Consider the following 17,868-nt stretch of genomic DNA (forward strand, 5'->3'; position numbering starts at 1 on the left):
ATAGTTTTATAATATTCGCTTAACTTTAAAGACTATAAATTTAGCCTCTTAAACTCAATTTTTAATTTATGAGAAATATTTACACTTTACGTAATTTAATGGCCTTTTTAAGCTTCTATTGTTGCTTCACTGGAAGTCTATTTGCCCAGACGATGCCTACGGCCCAAACGTTGCCTTATACTCAGAATTTTTCGTTTGCTGCATCAGTAACAACATATCCGGCTGGATTTCAGGGTTGGGCAGCAACTGCTACAGCACCTGCAACAGCATATAGTACAGCCTTAACTGGTGATAGAAATTTGATTGCCAATAGTAGTGCTTCTACTAATAGTGGTAATATTCACAATTATAATGGAAAACTTGGATTTTTAGACAGTGGAAGTGCTGATCTTGCTTTAGGTTTTGCTTTGTCGGGCACTGGAGAATCAGCAATACAGGTTCAATATGATGCAATGGTAATTCGTAATCCTTACGATGGAACCAGTTCGAATAACCGTATTTTAGAAATGGCTTTGCAATATCGTTTAGGTACTTCGGGCGTTTTTATTACAATTCCTTCTTCTGCATATTTAAGCGGAACAGTTTTGCAAGTTGGATCGGGTATTACCACCCCTCAAAACCCACAAAGAATAAAAGTAACATTACCGGCAGAATGTAATAATCAGCCAATAATTCAAATAAGATGGATTGCAAGGCAATATGCGGGTTCGGCAGGTTCCCGTCCTTCATTTGCCATTGATAATATTGATATTAAAAGTGATAAAACTGCTCCCTTAAGTGAAAGCGGTTACCCAAAAGCAGATAATATTTTATCAGACAGTTTTGATTTTTCGAATAAAATAGATGAACTGGGAAAAACATATTATGTGCTGTTGCCTTCAGGAAGTACCGCGCCAAGTGCAACGCAAATAAAAGCGGGTACTGATGCTAACAATTCAGCTCCATTAGAATCAGGATTTTTAGACATAACAGATAATTCAGAGGTTTATGTGAAGACTTTTTCTGGTTTGAGCCTTAATACAATTTATTCAGTTTTTTCCGTTTCGGAAGATTTAGCCGGAAATATACAGGCAACCGTTAATCAAGTAGATGTAACGACTTCAAGTGTTGCTACACCATCCTTAATAACAACAATTGCTTCACTTGATTTAGGCTTTTCAGAAACTAATTTTACTTCTGACACTTTTATTTATCAAATTCAGGGAAAAAACCTTACCAATGATTTATTGGTTACTGCATCGGCAAACTTTACGGTTTCTAAAGATAATATCAATTTTCTCTCTGCTGTTACTTATGATGCAATTGATTTTACCGGAAACACCTCGCAAATAGTATATGTTCGTTTTACACCAACTTCAACTGGTATTTTTTCAGGACAAATAACACATCAATCAACAGGTGCAGCAACAAAAAATGTTGTTTTATCAGGTACAGGAATTAATCCATATTTGCAAGGATTTAATGATGTCAATGTTTTAAATAATAGTGGATGGAAACAATATAATGTTGCCGGAAATGTAAACAGCTGGGTGACTACAACAGTTGCCAGAAATATAAATTCAGGAGCAGGAGCCGTTATAATGAACGGATATTCTGATACCGGAGCAAGTAAAGACTGGCTGATTTCACCAAAATTACATTTGGATACATTTGGTCAATTTCCGTTGTTATCTTTTTATTCGCGTAAGTTTTATGCAGGGAACGATTTAAAATTAATGGTTTCAGTAGATTATGATGGTAAAAGCAATCCTGAAACGGCAACGTGGACAGAATTACAAGGTGATTTTCCCACTACAACAGGAACATATAAGCAGTCACAATATATAGATTTAGGAAATTATAAAACGAGTCACACGTATTTGGCATGGGTTTATGAAACCACAGCAGGAGGAACCAATTTTGCTGCAGAATGGTCTTTAGATGATATTGCTATTACAAATGAGACAGGCTATGTCGCTTCAAACCCTACTTTAGATTTTGGCGATGTCAATGCAAATAGTATTTCTGCCAGTCAGTCTTTTATTTTTAAAGCCGAAGGTTATGGAGATGTTACACTTACGGCTCCTTCTGATTATGAATTGTCTTTAGATGATAATTCGTTTCAGTCAAATGTTATTGTAAATGCTCTTGATGCATCAGCAGGAAAAACTATTTACGCAAGATTTACACCTTCTGTAAAAGCGTTAGCTATTTCTGGTACACTAACTGTAACCGGTACTTCATTAAACAAACAAATCGGATCTTTAACTGGTTCTTCTTTCCCAAAAGCAGACACTTTTGATGTTGCAACCTACAATTTAGAATTTTTTGGGACGGATGTAAAAGGGACTGATGGGGTTGAATTTGGTCCAACTGATGATGCCCTGCAAATTGATAATGCTGCAAAAGTGATGAACAAATTAAATGCAGATGTTTATGTGGTTCAGGAAGTCTCTGATGATCCATCATTAGATTTGTTGATACAGAAACTAAATATCAACGGAAAAACATTTGATAAAACCATTTCTACATCATGGTCCTATTCCTTTAACGCAGCCGACCCTAATTTCCCTCCCCAGAAGTTAGTAGTACTTTATAATACACAAACTACTACTGTAAAAAAGACCCGTGTCATGTTTAAAAAATTATATGATGATGTTCGTGCCGGAACTACAACTTTATCAAATTATCCAGGTGGTAACGGATCCAGTTTTTTCTCATCAGGACGTTTACCGTATTTAGTAGAAATAGAAACGAATATTGGCGGTGTTAAAAAACAAATCACACTAATTGATCTTCATGCACGTGCCAACAGCGGTTCTGATATTTCAAGATACAATATGCGTAAATATGACGCCGAATTGTTAAAAGACAGTCTGGATGTTCATTATCCAAATGCTAACCTTATGCTTTTAGGAGATTTTAATGATGATGTAAAAGCATCTGTCATCACACCAAATCCTTCATCCTATGAAGCATTTGTTAATGATGCCAATAATTATAATGCACTTACATTAGGAATTAGTCAGGCTGGTGCTTACAGCTATTTGAGTTCAAGCGGATTTTTGGATCATATTGTTATTTCAAATGAATTAACAGATGAATATATCCCCAATTCAATTGCTGTTTATGATCCGCGTACTGATATTTCAAACTACACAAATACAACTTCAGATCACGGTCCGGTAATAGCCCGTTTTGATCTGAAAGAAGATAATCTGGCTACAATCGATTTTGATAAAAATAATGGATTTGCAATAAAAACATTTCCTAATCCTGCTACTGATGTGGTAAACATACTTGTCAAAAGTAAAAAAGAGAAAAATTTGAAATTAAGGTTGTATGACATTAACGGACGTTTGACAGCAAGTCCTGTTGATGTTAAATCAAATGAGGATATAACTACTACTGTAATTCCGCTAAGTCATTTACAAAAAGGAATTTATATTTATACTTTGACAGAAAACAGCAAAGTTGTATTTAAAGGAAAAGTAATTAAAAAATAAAAAAAGTGATCATAAAAAAAGGCAGTTCAATCCGAACTGCCTTTTTTTATGATCATTAAAAAAGCTTTATTCAAAACTAAATAATAATTTTGTTCTTGAAATTATGGTCTCTTTATCAGAAAGGTCTAAAAAATAATCCAGCTGCCATTGCTGTGTTTTCAGCGCTTGTTTACTCGTGGTTACATCCCAGGGCGGATAAACCCTTGTGGCTCTTTTACCTTCTTTATTTGGTCCTGAAAATATTCCTTTTTGCAATAAAACTGATTTTGGAAAAATAAATTGTCCAAAATTATTTTCCTTTCGAACACTTATGATAACGAAATCTATGGCATCTGAAGAATCAAAAGGTTCAATAATTCCGGAAGGGTTTCGTTTCCATAAAGTAACAAACTGCCCATTTTTTGTTGGAGTAGTTTTAGCAATCCGGTAACAAATTGATTTTCCGTTTATCATAAAACGATAAGCACTATAATCAGTACTTTCATTCTCAGCTTCAGGTTGTGAACATTGCAGATTACAAATGTCGTAAATCAGCTTTTTGGCTGAAATTAAATCAGAAGGAATCAATTCAGCAGTACGCCAAATGCTCAAATTAGTCATATTATTGAGTTTAAGGAGTAAAATTACAACTTAAAACGAAACATTAAGTCCAAAATTAAAAGCCCATTGAAACTGATTGAAAGATTGGCTACTTAAAGGATTGATATAGTAATTCATTCCCGGTTCTACAAAAATATGCGTTTTTTTATATAAACGATATTGCAGGGTACTGCTTAACAGCGATCCATAAACAAAATCATTAGCTTCAAGATTATCTCCTATAGATGTTCCGTCCAGCGATACATTATTAGAAATCAACTTCCCTACAAACCCTCCTGTGTTTAAGCTGATACTGGTTTTGTTTTTATTAAAGATAGCATAAGAAACTTCTAAAGGCATTTCGATATATTTTAAACTCTGATCTATAGTTCCGGTTTGAAAATTATCGCTTTTTAATGAATTTTTTGTGTTGTTTGGGACAAATACATAAGCTGAATTGTTTGTTATATTCTGTTTAACTAAAACGGAACTTTGATTTAAATAGTCGCTTGTACTTGGAAATGATAAAGCTTGTTGGTTGTTGATGTAGGAAACATTTGCAACACTCTGTCCTAATTCATTAATTTTTAAGCCTGAACTGACTGCCCATTTCTTATTAAGTTTATAATTTGTTTTTACTCCATACGTATTAGTCTGTTTAGACTGGTTAACATTTCCCAGAGTTTTATCCTTCCCTAAATTTTCAGAGTTGGCCACTCCTGCGAATACTTCTAGTGACCATTTTTCAGCATTTGAAACCGTTTTGATTTCTTCGTCTTTTTTGGTTTTGGATTCTGCTACGGCTTTTTCCAGATTTTGTAATTCTGCTAACTGAACAGAATCTTCAACAGTTAATAAAACATCAGATTGAGATGTGTTTCCGGAATTAATTGCGATAGCTTTTTCGGTTGATGAGTTTTCAGTTTTTAATTTCTCATTATTTTTATCGGTTGTGTTTGTGTGTTTTTCAAATTTATTAGAAGCAATTATAGTGGTATCCTTTTGATTAAAAATGTTTTCCGCATCTTTTTCTTTGGTATTGAATGCTAGTGCTTCATTTTTTGAAAGTTTATTTTTGAAAGCAAGATTATCAGAATTGTGATTTTGTTTTGAATTTCTGCTAACAATTTTTTGATCTGTTTGATTTTGCTGAGCTGAAAGAGTAGTAACAGCTGTCTTTTCATTGCCTGCTATTTCTTTCTTATTTTGTATCAACAGATTTTCGTCATCATGAAAATCAGATTTTTGACTTTGTTTCAAATTTTCGCTCACAATTTTTTGATCTGTTTGATTTTCTTCTCTTGAAACAGTATTTGCAACTGTGTTTTGATTACTTACTATTTCTTTCTTATTTCGGATAAACAGATTTCCGTCATCATGTAAATCAGAATTGTGATTTTGTTTTGAATTTCCTATAACAATTTTTTTATCTGTTTGACTTTCTTCTCCTGAAAGAGTATTAGCTGTTGTATTCTCATTGCCTGCTATTTCTTTCTTATTTCGTATAAGCAAATTCTCGTCATCATGTAAATTAGAATTCTGATGCTGTTTTGATTTTGAAATTGTATAATTATTTGTTTTTCTATTCCAGTCTTTTTTATCATTTGAAACAATGCTGGCAGCTTTGTGTTCATTTGAAATAGACGGATTATTATCTGAATTAACAAGTTCATTTTCCTCAGGAGAAAAGATATCGTTACCTGTATCTTTATCCGGCTTTATAGTTTCTTCTAAACTATTGTTTTCTATAGAACGGGTTTTATTTTTTCGTGTATTAAGGCTGTTTTCCTCATTAACCAACGAATTATTTTGTAAACTATTAATTTTATGATTGGACGTTTCAGAATCAGAGTTAAAATATAAGGCAGACGGAATTGACAAACTAATTAAAAGGCTGGCCGCAATAGACCACCAGATAATAGTTATTTTTTTCTTTTTCGGTTCATGCAGTTTTTCTTCAATATTATTCCATAATTCAGGTGGAGGAACACTTGAAAAGTTTTCCATTGATGAAAAAATGTCTTCTATTTTTTGCTTTTTCATGCTGTCTTAAAATTTTTTATACTCAAAATTCTTTTTTGCAGAATTTTTCTGGCCCTGTTTAAATTTGATTTTGATGTTCCTTCTGAAATTTTCAGATGTTCGGCAATTTCCCTGTGTTTCATTTTTTCAAAAACATATAAATTAAAGACCAATCGGTATTGGTCAGGTAAATCCTGAATATATTCGAGTAGTTTTTCCTGAGGAACAGTACAGACTTCGAGTTCCTCTTCTTCTGTAAAATCAGTTTCAGGATCAAAAACATCCAGAAAAAAACTTTCCTTTTTCTTTTTGTTTAAAGTTTCGATTAGTTTATTAATGAAAATCCGCTTTAACCATCCCTCAAAACTTCCTTCAAACTTATATTGATGAATTTTTTGAAAAGCGATAATAAAAGCTTCCTGAAAAACGTCTTTGGCATCGTCTTCATTTTTCATATATTTTAAACAAATACCATATAAAACAGGAGAGAACAACTGATAAATTTTCAGTTGTCCTGCTCTGTCATTCTGGATGCATTGTTGTATGTATATTTCTAAATCGTTTTTCAAAAAGTGGTTTAATTTGGTTTAACAAAAATAAGTTTTTTAAAGCGCCTAAACTATTTTTTATAAATTGTCCGGGAGCCTTCTTCGTTATTGCTTAACAGGATTAGGTTTTGATTATCAAGCTTTTCTATAATGTATGTTTTGCCTTCAAACGTAATCAGGTCATTCTCAATATTATCAGAAACACAATTCCCTTTTTTAATTTCATAGGTGCTGATTCTAATTTCGATATCATTTTTATAGGTAATTACCTTTCCTTGATTCGTAAAAACAATTTTTTTCTTAAAACCAGCTGTTCGAGGAGTAGCAATATAAGGATTGTTCAATCCTCCTATTGACTTCTCCCAAACCCATGTATTAATTATTTTGCTGGTTTCATAGGTAATTGAATCTATAGAATATGCAGTGGTAAATACACAAAAGATAATGAAAAACAGCATTCGTTTTTTTAGCATCAGATATTATTTTAGCGCTGTAATTTTATCCTGAATTGCTTTTTTGAAAGCTTTTATTTCAGCACTCTGATCCTCTGTATCATCGTTATCAATATAAATTTTTGTTACCACGGATCCTTGGCGTAATTCAAAATAAACGCCTTTTTTATCACCACTATCAGGAGAACCATACGTTTTAGTTTGTCCTTTGATATTTAAAATTTCAGTTGGAATCGTTTTTAAAAACAGAGTGTAATCGCCTCTTTTTATTACAGCATTGTATTTGTACTGTGTAAATTCATAACTTCCATAAACAACATTAAGGTAATTCATGATATTATAATCATTTAATTGATAAAATTGCTGGCATGCTGCTGATCCTGTACAGGCTCCGTCAAAACTTCCAATTATTATCTTATCCGGACTTTCTAATGTTTTATTAAAATAAATGGGTTTGCTTGTTTTAGGAATCAGTACATAATCAGAAGGATTTGTTGGTGTTTGTGTTATTGCTTCTCCTGACTGCGGACCATGCTCGTAAAAATTGATCACTAAATTACAGCTGTTTTCTACTATAGAAGTAATTTTGATACCATAACCGTTAGTTGATTTTTCTCCTGAAAAAATCCCAACAAATACGTATTTTGTAAAATCGATGGTTGGATCACTTGGATTTGGACAACTATTCGCATGTTTTGTAAAATACGAATCCATTTTTTCTTGTGTATTTGCTACAAATGCTATAGGATTGAGAGGGGGATTTTTAAGAGTATAATTACACGAAAGAGGAAAACCGCTGAAAGCGACATTTGTATATTCTCCGCATGTATCTTCAGAGATATTATCACCTAATGAACAGGCACTAATTCCAAAAGCTATAAATAAGCCAAACATAAATTTTTTCATAATATTATTATAATAGGTTATACTAATAAGATGACATCGTATTGAAATGGTTGCGTGTATTTTTTTTATCTCATAATCTTTTAAAAAAAAAAGCTTTAGTTGTTGATTTAATTTAAGAATATCAATAATTCGTGAAATTTTAATTTTAAAATTAAGTACTACGTATTATTGCGTACTTTTACTTAAAAAAATAAATTAAAAAATAGTTATGTGGGATTTACTTTCGTTTTTATTTATTTTCCTGGTGGCATTATTCATCGGTATTTATTTGGGGAGAATATTGTTTTCTGCTAAATCCCAATCTGAAAAAGTGAGTTTGGAAGAACGATTAAATGCACTTCAGAATCAATTGCAATTACAGAAGGAACAGTTTGATGTTGATAGAAATAATTTTCAAAAGCAGCTTCATGTAATCAATGCTGAGAAAGAAACAATCAGAACAGAGAAAGATAGTCTGGCTATTCAGCTCTCCAAAAAAGAAGTAGATTTTGAAAATTTATGGGAAAGACACAAGGAGCAAAAGAATGAAATAACCAACCTGCAGGAAAAATTTACCAAAGAATTTGAAAATTTAGCCAACAAAATCCTGGAAGAAAAGTCGGCAAAATTCACAGAACAGAATAGTGAAAACATGAAAAATATCCTGATGCCATTACAGGATAAAATTCAGGGTTTTGAACAAAAAGTAGAGCAAACGCACAAAGAAAGTATTGATTACCATGCCGCTTTACGCCAGCAGATTTTGGGCTTAAGTGAAATGAATGCCCAAATGAGCAAAGAAACACTTAATCTCACCAAAGCCCTCAAAGGAGATAGTAAAATGCAGGGAAATTGGGGAGAATTGGTCTTAGAACGTGTTCTGGAAAAATCCGGTCTGGAGAAAGGCCGGGAATACGAAGTACAGCAAAGTTTTACAAATACACAAGGCTCAAGGGTTTTTCCGGATGTTGTTATCAATCTGCCAGATGGAAAAAAAATGATTATCGATTCTAAAGTTTCTTTGGTCGCTTATGAAAAATGGATCAATGAAGAATCAGATATTCTTAAAATTGATTTTTTAAAAGAACATGTCAGTTCAATTAAAAGACATGTTGAACAATTGGGTAATAAAAACTATCATGATTTATATCAAATAGAAAGCCCTGATTTTGTTTTGCTCTTTATTCCGATAGAACCCGCTTTTGCCATTGCCCTAAATGAAGACTCTACTTTATACAATAAAGCGTTTGATCGAAATATTGTGATTGTTACCCCAACAACTTTATTAGCCACTTTACGAACAATTGACAGTATGTGGAGCAATCAGAAACAGCAGGAAAATGCTTTTGAAATTGCCAGACAGGCTGGTGCACTTTATGATAAGTTTGAAGGTTTTGTGGCGGATCTGTTGAGGATTGGTAATAAAATTAAAGACACTAAATCAGAATATGAAAGTGCCATGAGCAAATTGGTCGATGGCAGGGGAAATTTAATTTCAAGTGTGGAAAAACTAAAGAAAATGGGCGCAAAGGCTAAAAAATCACTTCCCGATGCTATTATTACCAGAGCGGAAAATTCAGATGAAAATCAATCTTTAAATTAAAATCAATGAAAAAAATTTTACTGATACTTGCAGGAACCTCGGTGCTGATTCTGTCAATTTATTTCGCTTATATTTATTATGTTCCTTACAGTCAGGGCTTTCGTTCAGGAGAATTAATCAAACTGAGTTATAAAGGGGTAGCTTTAAAAACATGGGAAGGGGAGTTGAGTCAGGGAATTTCAGGTGCTCAGATTTTTAGTTTTTCGGTACTTGACAGCGATAAAAAAGTAATTGAGGATCTAAACGCCCTTCAGGGTCAATACGTAAAATTAACATACGTAGAACGATATAAGACATTTAGCTGGTGGGGTGATACCCGATTTTTTGTTATAGATGTTGAAAAAGAGCCTTCTCCATTTAAATATAAATAAACAATATGAGTGCAGATTTTAAAACCGTTACTTCATCAAAAATAAGTATTTCAGAGCTTATGTTACCATCGCACACTAATTTTAGTGGAAAAATTCACGGTGGATATATTTTACAATTGCTGGATCAGATAGCTTTTGCTTCTGCATCAAAATTTTCTGGTAATTATTGTGTAACAGCTTCAGTTGATACAGTAAATTTTTTAAAACCTATAGAAGTAGGGGAGTTGGTGACAATGAAAGCTTCAGTAAATTATGTAGGCCGGAGTTCAATGGTAGTAGGAATTCGGGTTGAATCAGAAAACATTCAGACAGGTATTGTAAAACATTGTAATTCGTCCTATTTTACAATGGTTGCAAAAGATAAGGAAGGCAATAGTGTACCCGTTCCAGGACTTATTTTATCAGATTTAAATGAAGTCCGGCGCTTTAGAAAATGCATCAAGCAAATTGAAGTCAAAAAGGAAATCGAAGAACATGCCAAGTTAACCAAGGTAAATTCTATTGAGGATCTGGCAAGTCTTGAAAAATACAATGTTTTAATTGAAATTGCATAATTGTAATTTTTAAACATCTTATGTAATTATAAATAAAAAGAAATGGTAAAGTTTGGATATACAATTTTATATGTTGAAAATGTAACAGATTCGATCGCATTTTATGAAAATGCATTTGGTTTTTCAAGAAAATTCATCACTCCCGATAATGATTATGGAGATCTGGTTACTGGAGAAACTACAATTTCATTTGCCTCAAAAACATTGGCAAAATCCAATTTAAAAGATGGGTTTATAGAAAGCAGCTTAATTGATAGGCCATTTGCAATTGAATTGGGTTTTATAACTGATGATGTAGCGGAGCTAGTGCAGAAGGCCACTTCATTTGGAGCCCGGCTGGTAAGTGAACCTCATCAAAAACCATGGGGGCAGATGGTTTCTTATGTAAGGGATTTGGATGGGTTTTTGATTGAGATATGTACTTCAATGGATATTTAAGTAAGTTTAATAGCACAGTTTAAATTTTAAGAAATCGTTTTCATTAAAGATTTCACAAAAGTTTAGCATATAAGTGACAACTAAGCATTGGAATTTTTCGTAAATTTAAAACTAATCATCTAATAATATAATTATTTGATTATGGGAGATTTTCACTGAGTGCTGCCATTCGATCATTAATTTAATTTTTTTATCGGATGACATAATTGTTAATTGCTGACGATTATGAAAACAATTACAACATTATATATTTTATTGCTTACTACATATACTGTCATTGCACAGGAAAAATTGACAACAAATTCAGGGGAAATTAATTTTGAAGCAACTGTACCTTTTTTGGAAGAGATAAAAGCAGTTAACAGAACAGTTGCTATTACGCTGGAGCCTAAAACAAATACATTTTTATGTGTTGTTATGATTAAAGATTTTCATTTTAATCTGGATTTGATGGAGCAGCATTTTAATGAAAATTATCTGGAAAGTGAGCGATACCCAAAAGCAGTGTTTAAGGGAAAAATCACCAATTTTGATTTGAAAGATATCAACGCCTCAGAAAAGGAATATGTAGTACATGGAAAATTGTATATACATGGTAAATTTAAGGACATAGAAACTAAACTATTAATTAAAAAAGTTAATGAAGGGCTTCTGATTACTTCAAATTTTCCAATTTCAATTTCCGATTTCAATATTTCAATTCCGGAAAAAGTTACTGCAAAGATTTCAAAAACTGCAAATACAAAGCTGTCAGGAATAGTTAAAAGCAACGATCAAATTTATTTGACTTTGAAATAATTTATGAGATACAATTTGAAAGTGCTTCTTTTAAATCACTATATTCAAATTTAAATCCTGCTTTTTGTATCTTTTCAGAGGAAACTCTTCTTCCTTCGAGAATGGCAAGGCTCATTTCTCCCAAAGCAATTCTAAGTATAAAAGAAGGTGTTTTCGGAAGCCAGATTTTGTAACCGTACAGTCCGGCAAGAGTTTTTGAAAAAGATTTGTTGGTAGTGTCATCTGTTACAGCAGCATTATAAGACCCTGAAATTTCACTGTCTAATATTGCTTTTAGATATATCTGAGACAAATCCTCAATATGAATCCAGGGCAGGTATTGTTCACCGGAACCTAAAATCGTACCAAAGCCCATTTTAAAACCTGGATTTAATTTTTTTAAGAAACCTTCGTTTCTTCCCAGGACAATTCCAGTTCTGATTTTTACGGTTCTAATACCTAAAGATTCAATTTTATCAGCAGCTTGTTCCCATTGCTGGCATGTTGTTCCTAAAAAGTCATTTTCTGGAGGTGTATTTTCCGTACAGATTTCAGGCTTGGTTACGGCTCCGTAAATTCCTACTGCTGATGCAGAAACAAAGGCATCCAATGATTTATTATGTTTTTGTAATACAGAATAAATAAGCTCAACAGGCTGTATTCTGCTTTCGATAATCTCTTTTTTACGTTTTTGCGTCCAGCGTTTTTCCACAATTCCTTCTCCGGCCAGATGAATTATATAATCCGCTTTTAAAATGGCGTTTTCATCAATGTAATTTTTTTCCAAATCCCATTTGTAATAGGTAATGGTATCGGTGTTTTTTCTTTTGCTTCGGCTTAGTACAGATATTGAAAATCCATTAGCAATCAGGATATTAGTAAGGTAATTGCCAATGAATCCGCTACCGCCAGTTAATAAGATATTTTTAGCCATAATAGTTTACGATATATTTAACATTCGATTTTGTTTAACGATAAGTAAAGATACTTAAACATTCCGTATCTTTAAGGCAAATTCTAAACTTAATGAAATGGCAACTAAAAAAAAGATGATTACAAAGGATGATATCGTTTCAAAATACATGAATGAGGTTTTGGAAAAAGGCGAAAAGCCAAAATCTGTTTATCATTTTGCTAAGCATTATCACTTTACGGAAGCTGAATTTTATACTTTTTTTGGAACATTGGAAAGTTTAGAAAAAGAAATATTCAGGCTGTTTTTTGAAAATGCTGTCAATCTGTTGCATCAGCACGAGGACTATGCGCAATATGATATGAAGAATAAAATGCTTAGTTTTTATTTCACCTTTTTCGAAATATTGACCGTGAACAGAAGTTACGTTTTGCAATCACTAAAAATGGACAGAAATCCGCTGAAAAATCTAGTACAGCTGACCACGCTTCGGGAAGCATTTAAAGGATATGTTTCTGAAATCCTGACTGATGATTACAGACTGGAACAGCAGAAACTTCAAAAAGTTCAGGAAAAAGCCATTCAGGAAAGTGCCTGGCTGCAGCTAATGATGACCATAAAATTTTGGATGGATGATGAATCTGCGGCGTTTGAAAAGACAGATATTTTTATTGAAAAATCCGTCAACGCTTCTTTCGAATTAATGAATGTCGCACCACTCAATCATCTGATAGATTTAGGGAAATTCCTCTTTAAAGAAAAAATATACAGCAAATAATGAAAACAATCGATTATATACCAACATCAAAAATTGAAAGAGCCGGAAAATTGGTTCAAACCGGAGCAAAAATAGGCGTCAATTACGTAAAACATTATGCTGAAAAAATAGTCAATCCTGATTTGACACGCGATAAACTCAATGAAAATAATGCCGAAGATATTTATGACGGATTAAAAAGCCTAAAAGGAAGTGCTTTAAAAGTAGCTCAGATGCTTAGCATGGATAAGAACTTTTTGCCTCAGGCCTATGTTGAAAAATTTTCCTTGTCGCAATTCTCAGTTCCACCACTTTCAGCGCCCTTGGTTTTAAAAACCTTTAAATCTAATTTTGGTAAAACACCTTATGAAGTTTTTGATGAGTTCAATGCTAATTCGGTTAACGCGGCAAGTATTGGGCAAGTACATTTGGCTGTTAAAGACAATAAAAAACTGGCTGTTAAAATCCAGTATCCAGGCGTTGCTAATAGCATTTCTTCTGATCTGGCATTGGTAAAACCTATCGCTGTCAGAATGTTTAATCTGCAGGGAAAAGATTCCGATAAATATTTTAAGGAAGTCGAAGATAAATTAATTGAGGAAACCAATTATTTACTGGAACTCCAACAAAGCGAGGAAGTAGTTAAAGCCTGCAGTAAAATTGAAAACCTTCTTTTTCCTAAGTATTATCCTGAATTTTCATCAGAGAAAATCATCACTATGGACTGGATGACGGGCATTCATCTTTCTGAATTTACGGCAATAAATGCAGACAAGGAAGTCGGTGATAAAATCGGTCAGGCGCTTTGGGACTTTTATATGTACCAAATTCACGTTTTGAAAAAAGTGCATGCTGATCCCCATCCCGGAAACTTTCTGGTAGACAATCAAAACCATTTAATTGCAATTGATTTTGGCTGCATGAAACAAATTCCAAATGAGTTTTATGTACCATATTTTGATCTTATCAATAAAAATGTGATTACGGATAAAAATCGATTCAACGAAAAATTATTCGAATTGGAGATCCTTCGTACCGATGATTCGCCTGCAGAAATTGAATATTTTACCGAGATGTTCCATGATTTATTATCCCTTTTTACAAAACCATTTCAGGAAGAAAATTTCGACTTTGCCGATGCCACCTTTTTCGAAAACATTGCCAAATTAGGAGAACGTTTCTCTAATGATACCAATCTCAAAAAAATGAACGGTAATCGCGGATCAAAACATTTTATTTACATGAATCGTACTTTCTTCGGCTTATATAATCTGATGTTCGATTTAAAAGCGAAAATTGTGGTTGCTAATTATATAAAATATTAATTCAGTATCATTATGATGATAAAATAAAACATAAAAATGAAAAATATTCTCATCATTGGAGGAAGTAAAGGCATAGGAAATGCTGTTTTGCAGCAACAATCAGAACATAACAATGTTTTCAATATAAGTCGGACAGAACCCAATTTTAGCCATTCAAACCTGACTCATTTTAGTTTGGACGTTTTGCAGGACGAACTTCCTGATATCGAAAATATAGATACTTTGATTTATTGTCCTGGATCAATTAATCTAAAACCAATTTCTGGTTTAAGCATTGATGATTTTAGAAATGATTTTGAAATTAATGTTATTGGTGCCGTAAAAGTGATTCAGAAATACTTGCCTGTTTTAAAGAAAGGTAACCAGCCTTCAATCGTTTTGTTCAGCACCGTAGCGGCAAAATTAGGAATGCCTTTTCACGCCAGTATAGCAACTGCAAAAGCAGGTGTCGAAGGCCTGACCAAATCACTTGGAGCTGAACTGGCTCCCATAGTACGCGTAAATGCTATTGCGCCTACTATTACCGATACCTCACTCGCAGCATCAATTCTGCGGAATGATCGTATGAAAGAAAATATGATAGAACGCCATCCCATGAAAAGCTATTTAAAACCTGATGAAGTCGCCAATATGGTTGATTTTCTGATTTCTGAAAAAGCAAGTTCTATTTCAGGTCAGGTTTTCGAAATGGATTATGGTCTGGTGACTTTTAAAATCTAACGAACCATGAAAATTCTCTTAACAGGTGCTACAGGTTACATAGGAAAACGTATTTTGCCTATTTTAGTATCGCAAGATCATGATGTAATTTGCTGTGTAAGAGATAAAAACCGATTTTATATTCCGGAAGAGTTTCAACAAAAAGTACAGGTCATCGAAGTTGATTTTTTAGATAAGGAAACTTTGGTTAGTATTCCAACAGATATTGATGCTGCTTTTTATCTTATTCATTCCATGTCGGGATCTGATACAAATTATGATGAATTGGAAAGTATTTCGGCCACTAATTTTTCAGAAAGAATCAATCAAACCCAGGTACAGCAAATCTTGTATCTAAGCGGAATCGTAAATGATAAATCACTGTCTAAACATCTGTCTTCACGCAAAAATGTCGAAAGTATTTTAGCTAAATCAACAGTGCCGCTGACCACGTTAAGAGCAGGAATTATAGTAGGATCGGGAAGTGCTTCTTTCGAAATAATCCGTGATTTGATTAATAAACTTCCGGTCATGATTACGCCCAAATGGCTCAACACAAAATGCCAGCCCATTGCGATCAATGATGTATTGGAATTCCTTTCGAAATCGCTTTTAAATCCGCTTACGTACAACCAAAGTTTTGATATTGGAGGGCCGGATATTTTAACCTACAAGGAAATGTTATTGGCTTTCGCCGAAGCAAAAAATCTGAAACGATACATTTTTACCATTCCGGTTATGACGCCTAAACTGTCATCGTACTGGCTGTATTTTGTAACGTCAACTTCCTATAAACTGGCAACGGCTCTGGTGAGCAGCATGAAAGTTGAGGTTATTTGCAGTGATCATCGTATCAACGAACTTTTAGGTGTTCAGCCAATTCCTTACAAAGAAGCGCTTTCGAGGGCTTTATTAAAAGTTAATGAAGATAAAGTAGTTTCAAGTTGGAAAGATTCCCTAATTAGCGGCAGGTTTAGTCACAATATTTCAGGATATTTAAAAGTCCCTAAAAAAGGCTGTTACATTGACAGACGGAAAAAAGAAATTCTCGATCGCGATTATACGATTAATCAAATCTGGTCGATAGGAGGTGAAACTGGCTGGTATTATGGTGATTGGCTTTGGAGTTTTAGAGGTTTTATCGATAAGTTATTTGGAGGTGTTGGCTCCCGACGCGGACGCACCAATAAACATACTATTTATGCTGGTGATGTACTCGATTTTTGGCGCGTTCTGTATGCCAATAAAAAAGAAGGAAAACTGATTTTATACGCCGAAATGAAATTACCTGGTGAAGCCTGGCTCGAATTTAAGATCATTCACAATACGTTATATCAGGCGGCAACTTTTAAACCTAAAGGAATCTTAGGAAAATTATACTGGTATTCCGTTCTTCCTTTTCACGGTTTTATTTTCAACGGAATGCTTAATAAACTAATTAAATAGTTTCAGGAGCTTAATCCAGCTGTACACTTTATCTTTTGTGGCGAACCCCGCCATAAAAGGATGCCGTTCCCATCTGGGCTAAAAATTAAGGTTTCATAGTATTTTTATTATTAATGATCTATCATAAATTAAAAATGACTATCGGACTGAACGTTCACAGTCTTTTAGTAAATGCCCTAATATTTAATGATTAATCAAAGTTATTCCTATATTAGCCAGATAAAAAAGCTACTTTATGGCACAAAGCCAACCAAAAATGGAGGTATAGAAGCCATTTTATGGCAGCTATAAGTTAGTTAGCAGTAACCTTTGAAAAAAACAGAGAATTCAACAACCTAAAGAACTATAATGATTGATGAAAACTTAGATTATAAATTATTGAAAATAAAAAACGGAAAGCCTTTTTTCGCAATAATAAATCTTGAAATAATTAAAAATGAAGAACGAAACGAAATTATTGAAGAATATTGTGGAGATGGTTGGCAAAGACAAGGAGATATAGAAAGTGTTCCTATGAAAGGTTATGAAGATTGGAAAAAAGGAGTTATAAATGGATTGGAATTTGCCTTTTCAAAAAGTAATGAAAAATGGAAAATCAAAATTAAAAAAGTAGAAGGTAGAATTGCAACAGACACAAATCCAACAATAATCGGTTTTGCAACAATTTTAGCTTTTTGTAAACAAACAAATTTAAAATTAGATGATACTGAAATGGAAAAAATTGAAAATTTCACATTCAAAAGTTGGGAAAATAGAAATGATGAAAAAATCCCGAACTTTATAAATTTAGAATACGAACAATAAAGGCTACTGCTAACAGCCGTTTGGCGAGATTGGGGTTTTAGGCTGAATTTAAAGATAGTTTTGTACTTGGAAAATTTGTGTTTAATGGAAAAATCTCGCATCTTTACTCCCCAACCTCGCCAAGCGCCAGGACGTCAGGCTGTGAAAAAACCTCTTTTCGTAAATTCAATAACTTAATGCAACACTTTTAATTTTTTAAATTTGTTGTAT

At 33.2% G+C, this 17,868-nt stretch carries 17 protein-coding genes; 11 read left to right on the forward strand and 6 right to left on the reverse strand.

Annotation, left to right across the window (positions count from 1 at the left end; genetic code table 11):
• Window positions 1–68 precede the first annotated feature (68 nt).
• The gene (locus ABI657_RS09910) at window positions 69–3,485 is read left to right on the forward strand and encodes a choice-of-anchor J domain-containing protein (RefSeq protein WP_348097095.1); all 3,417 of its coding nucleotides are present in this window, start codon (window positions 69–71) and stop codon (window positions 3,483–3,485) included.
• A 66-nt stretch (window positions 3,486–3,551) separates the two neighbouring features.
• Here ABI657_RS09910 and ABI657_RS09915 read toward each other — a convergent pair whose 3' ends face one another.
• From ABI657_RS09915 to ABI657_RS09935, 5 genes are read right to left on the reverse strand one after another with little or no spacing between them, the layout of a single operon-like run.
• A complete protein-coding gene (locus ABI657_RS09915; protein ID WP_348097096.1) occupies window positions 3,552–4,085 on the reverse strand; it encodes a MepB family protein in 534 nt (177 codons plus the stop codon).
• A gap of 30 nt (window positions 4,086–4,115) precedes the next feature.
• A complete protein-coding gene (locus ABI657_RS09920) occupies window positions 4,116–6,107 on the reverse strand; it encodes a hypothetical protein (protein WP_348097097.1) in 1,992 nt (663 codons plus the stop codon).
• Window positions 6,104–6,655: a sigma-70 family RNA polymerase sigma factor gene (locus ABI657_RS09925; RefSeq protein ID WP_348097098.1), complete on the reverse strand. Its 552-nt coding sequence runs from the start codon at window positions 6,653–6,655 to the stop codon at window positions 6,104–6,106. The genes ABI657_RS09920 and ABI657_RS09925 overlap by 4 nt, the downstream gene beginning before the upstream one ends.
• Window positions 6,656–6,705: 50 nt before the next feature.
• Complete coding sequence (locus tag ABI657_RS09930) at window positions 6,706–7,107, reverse strand: hypothetical protein (RefSeq protein WP_348097099.1); 402 nt, start codon at window positions 7,105–7,107, stop codon at window positions 6,706–6,708.
• Window positions 7,108–7,113: 6 nt separating this feature from the next.
• Window positions 7,114–7,992, reverse strand: a complete 879-nt coding sequence (locus ABI657_RS09935) for a protease complex subunit PrcB family protein (RefSeq protein ID WP_348097100.1) — start codon at window positions 7,990–7,992, stop codon at window positions 7,114–7,116.
• A gap of 208 nt (window positions 7,993–8,200) precedes the next feature.
• Here ABI657_RS09935 and rmuC point away from each other — a divergent pair, with 208 nt between their 5' ends.
• From rmuC to ABI657_RS09960, 5 genes are all read left to right on the forward strand, one after another.
• Entirely contained in the window at window positions 8,201–9,574 is a 1,374-nt protein-coding gene (gene rmuC / locus ABI657_RS09940; RefSeq protein ID WP_348097101.1) for a DNA recombination protein RmuC, read from the forward strand.
• Between the two features lie 5 nt (window positions 9,575–9,579).
• Complete coding sequence (locus tag ABI657_RS09945; RefSeq protein WP_348097102.1) at window positions 9,580–9,945, forward strand: 6-phosphogluconate dehydrogenase; 366 nt, start codon at window positions 9,580–9,582, stop codon at window positions 9,943–9,945.
• 5 nt (window positions 9,946–9,950) lie between these two features.
• Window positions 9,951–10,499: an acyl-CoA thioesterase gene (locus tag ABI657_RS09950; RefSeq protein WP_348097103.1), complete on the forward strand. Its 549-nt coding sequence runs from the start codon at window positions 9,951–9,953 to the stop codon at window positions 10,497–10,499.
• Between the two features lie 42 nt (window positions 10,500–10,541).
• Entirely contained in the window at window positions 10,542–10,937 is a 396-nt protein-coding gene (locus ABI657_RS09955) for a VOC family protein (protein ID WP_348097104.1), read from the forward strand.
• Between the two features lie 225 nt (window positions 10,938–11,162).
• Window positions 11,163–11,735 (forward strand): YceI family protein, encoded by a 573-nt coding sequence (locus ABI657_RS09960; protein ID WP_348097105.1) that lies wholly within the window; start codon window positions 11,163–11,165, stop codon window positions 11,733–11,735.
• A 1-nt stretch (window position 11,736) separates the two neighbouring features.
• Here ABI657_RS09960 and ABI657_RS09965 read toward each other — a convergent pair whose 3' ends face one another.
• Window positions 11,737–12,648, reverse strand: coding sequence for a TIGR01777 family oxidoreductase (locus tag ABI657_RS09965; RefSeq protein WP_348097106.1), 912 nt, complete (start codon window positions 12,646–12,648; stop codon window positions 11,737–11,739).
• A gap of 97 nt (window positions 12,649–12,745) precedes the next feature.
• On the opposite strand from ABI657_RS09965, the gene ABI657_RS09970 reads away from it, so the two are divergent.
• The 5 genes from ABI657_RS09970 (at window position 12,746) to ABI657_RS09990 (ending at window position 17,658) form a co-directional block, all read left to right on the forward strand.
• Window positions 12,746–13,405 carry a TetR family transcriptional regulator C-terminal domain-containing protein gene (locus ABI657_RS09970; protein WP_348097107.1) on the forward strand — a complete coding sequence of 220 codons (660 nt, stop codon included), beginning with the start codon at window positions 12,746–12,748 and terminating at the stop codon, window positions 13,403–13,405.
• Window positions 13,405–14,709, forward strand: a complete 1,305-nt coding sequence (locus tag ABI657_RS09975; protein WP_348097108.1) for an AarF/UbiB family protein — start codon at window positions 13,405–13,407, stop codon at window positions 14,707–14,709. Before ABI657_RS09970 ends, ABI657_RS09975 begins: the two co-directional genes overlap by 1 nt.
• Before the next feature lie 36 nt (window positions 14,710–14,745).
• Window positions 14,746–15,429, forward strand: coding sequence for an SDR family oxidoreductase (locus ABI657_RS09980; RefSeq protein ID WP_348097109.1), 684 nt, complete (start codon window positions 14,746–14,748; stop codon window positions 15,427–15,429).
• A gap of 6 nt (window positions 15,430–15,435) precedes the next feature.
• Complete coding sequence (locus ABI657_RS09985) at window positions 15,436–16,854, forward strand: SDR family oxidoreductase (RefSeq protein WP_348097110.1); 1,419 nt, start codon at window positions 15,436–15,438, stop codon at window positions 16,852–16,854.
• Between the two features lie 348 nt (window positions 16,855–17,202).
• The gene (locus ABI657_RS09990) at window positions 17,203–17,658 is read left to right on the forward strand and encodes a hypothetical protein (RefSeq protein WP_348097111.1); all 456 of its coding nucleotides are present in this window, start codon (window positions 17,203–17,205) and stop codon (window positions 17,656–17,658) included.
• Window positions 17,659–17,868 lie beyond the last annotated feature (210 nt).

Source organism: Flavobacterium sp., assembly GCF_039930565.1.
In the GTDB taxonomy this organism is placed as follows: domain Bacteria; phylum Bacteroidota; class Bacteroidia; order Flavobacteriales; family Flavobacteriaceae; genus Flavobacterium.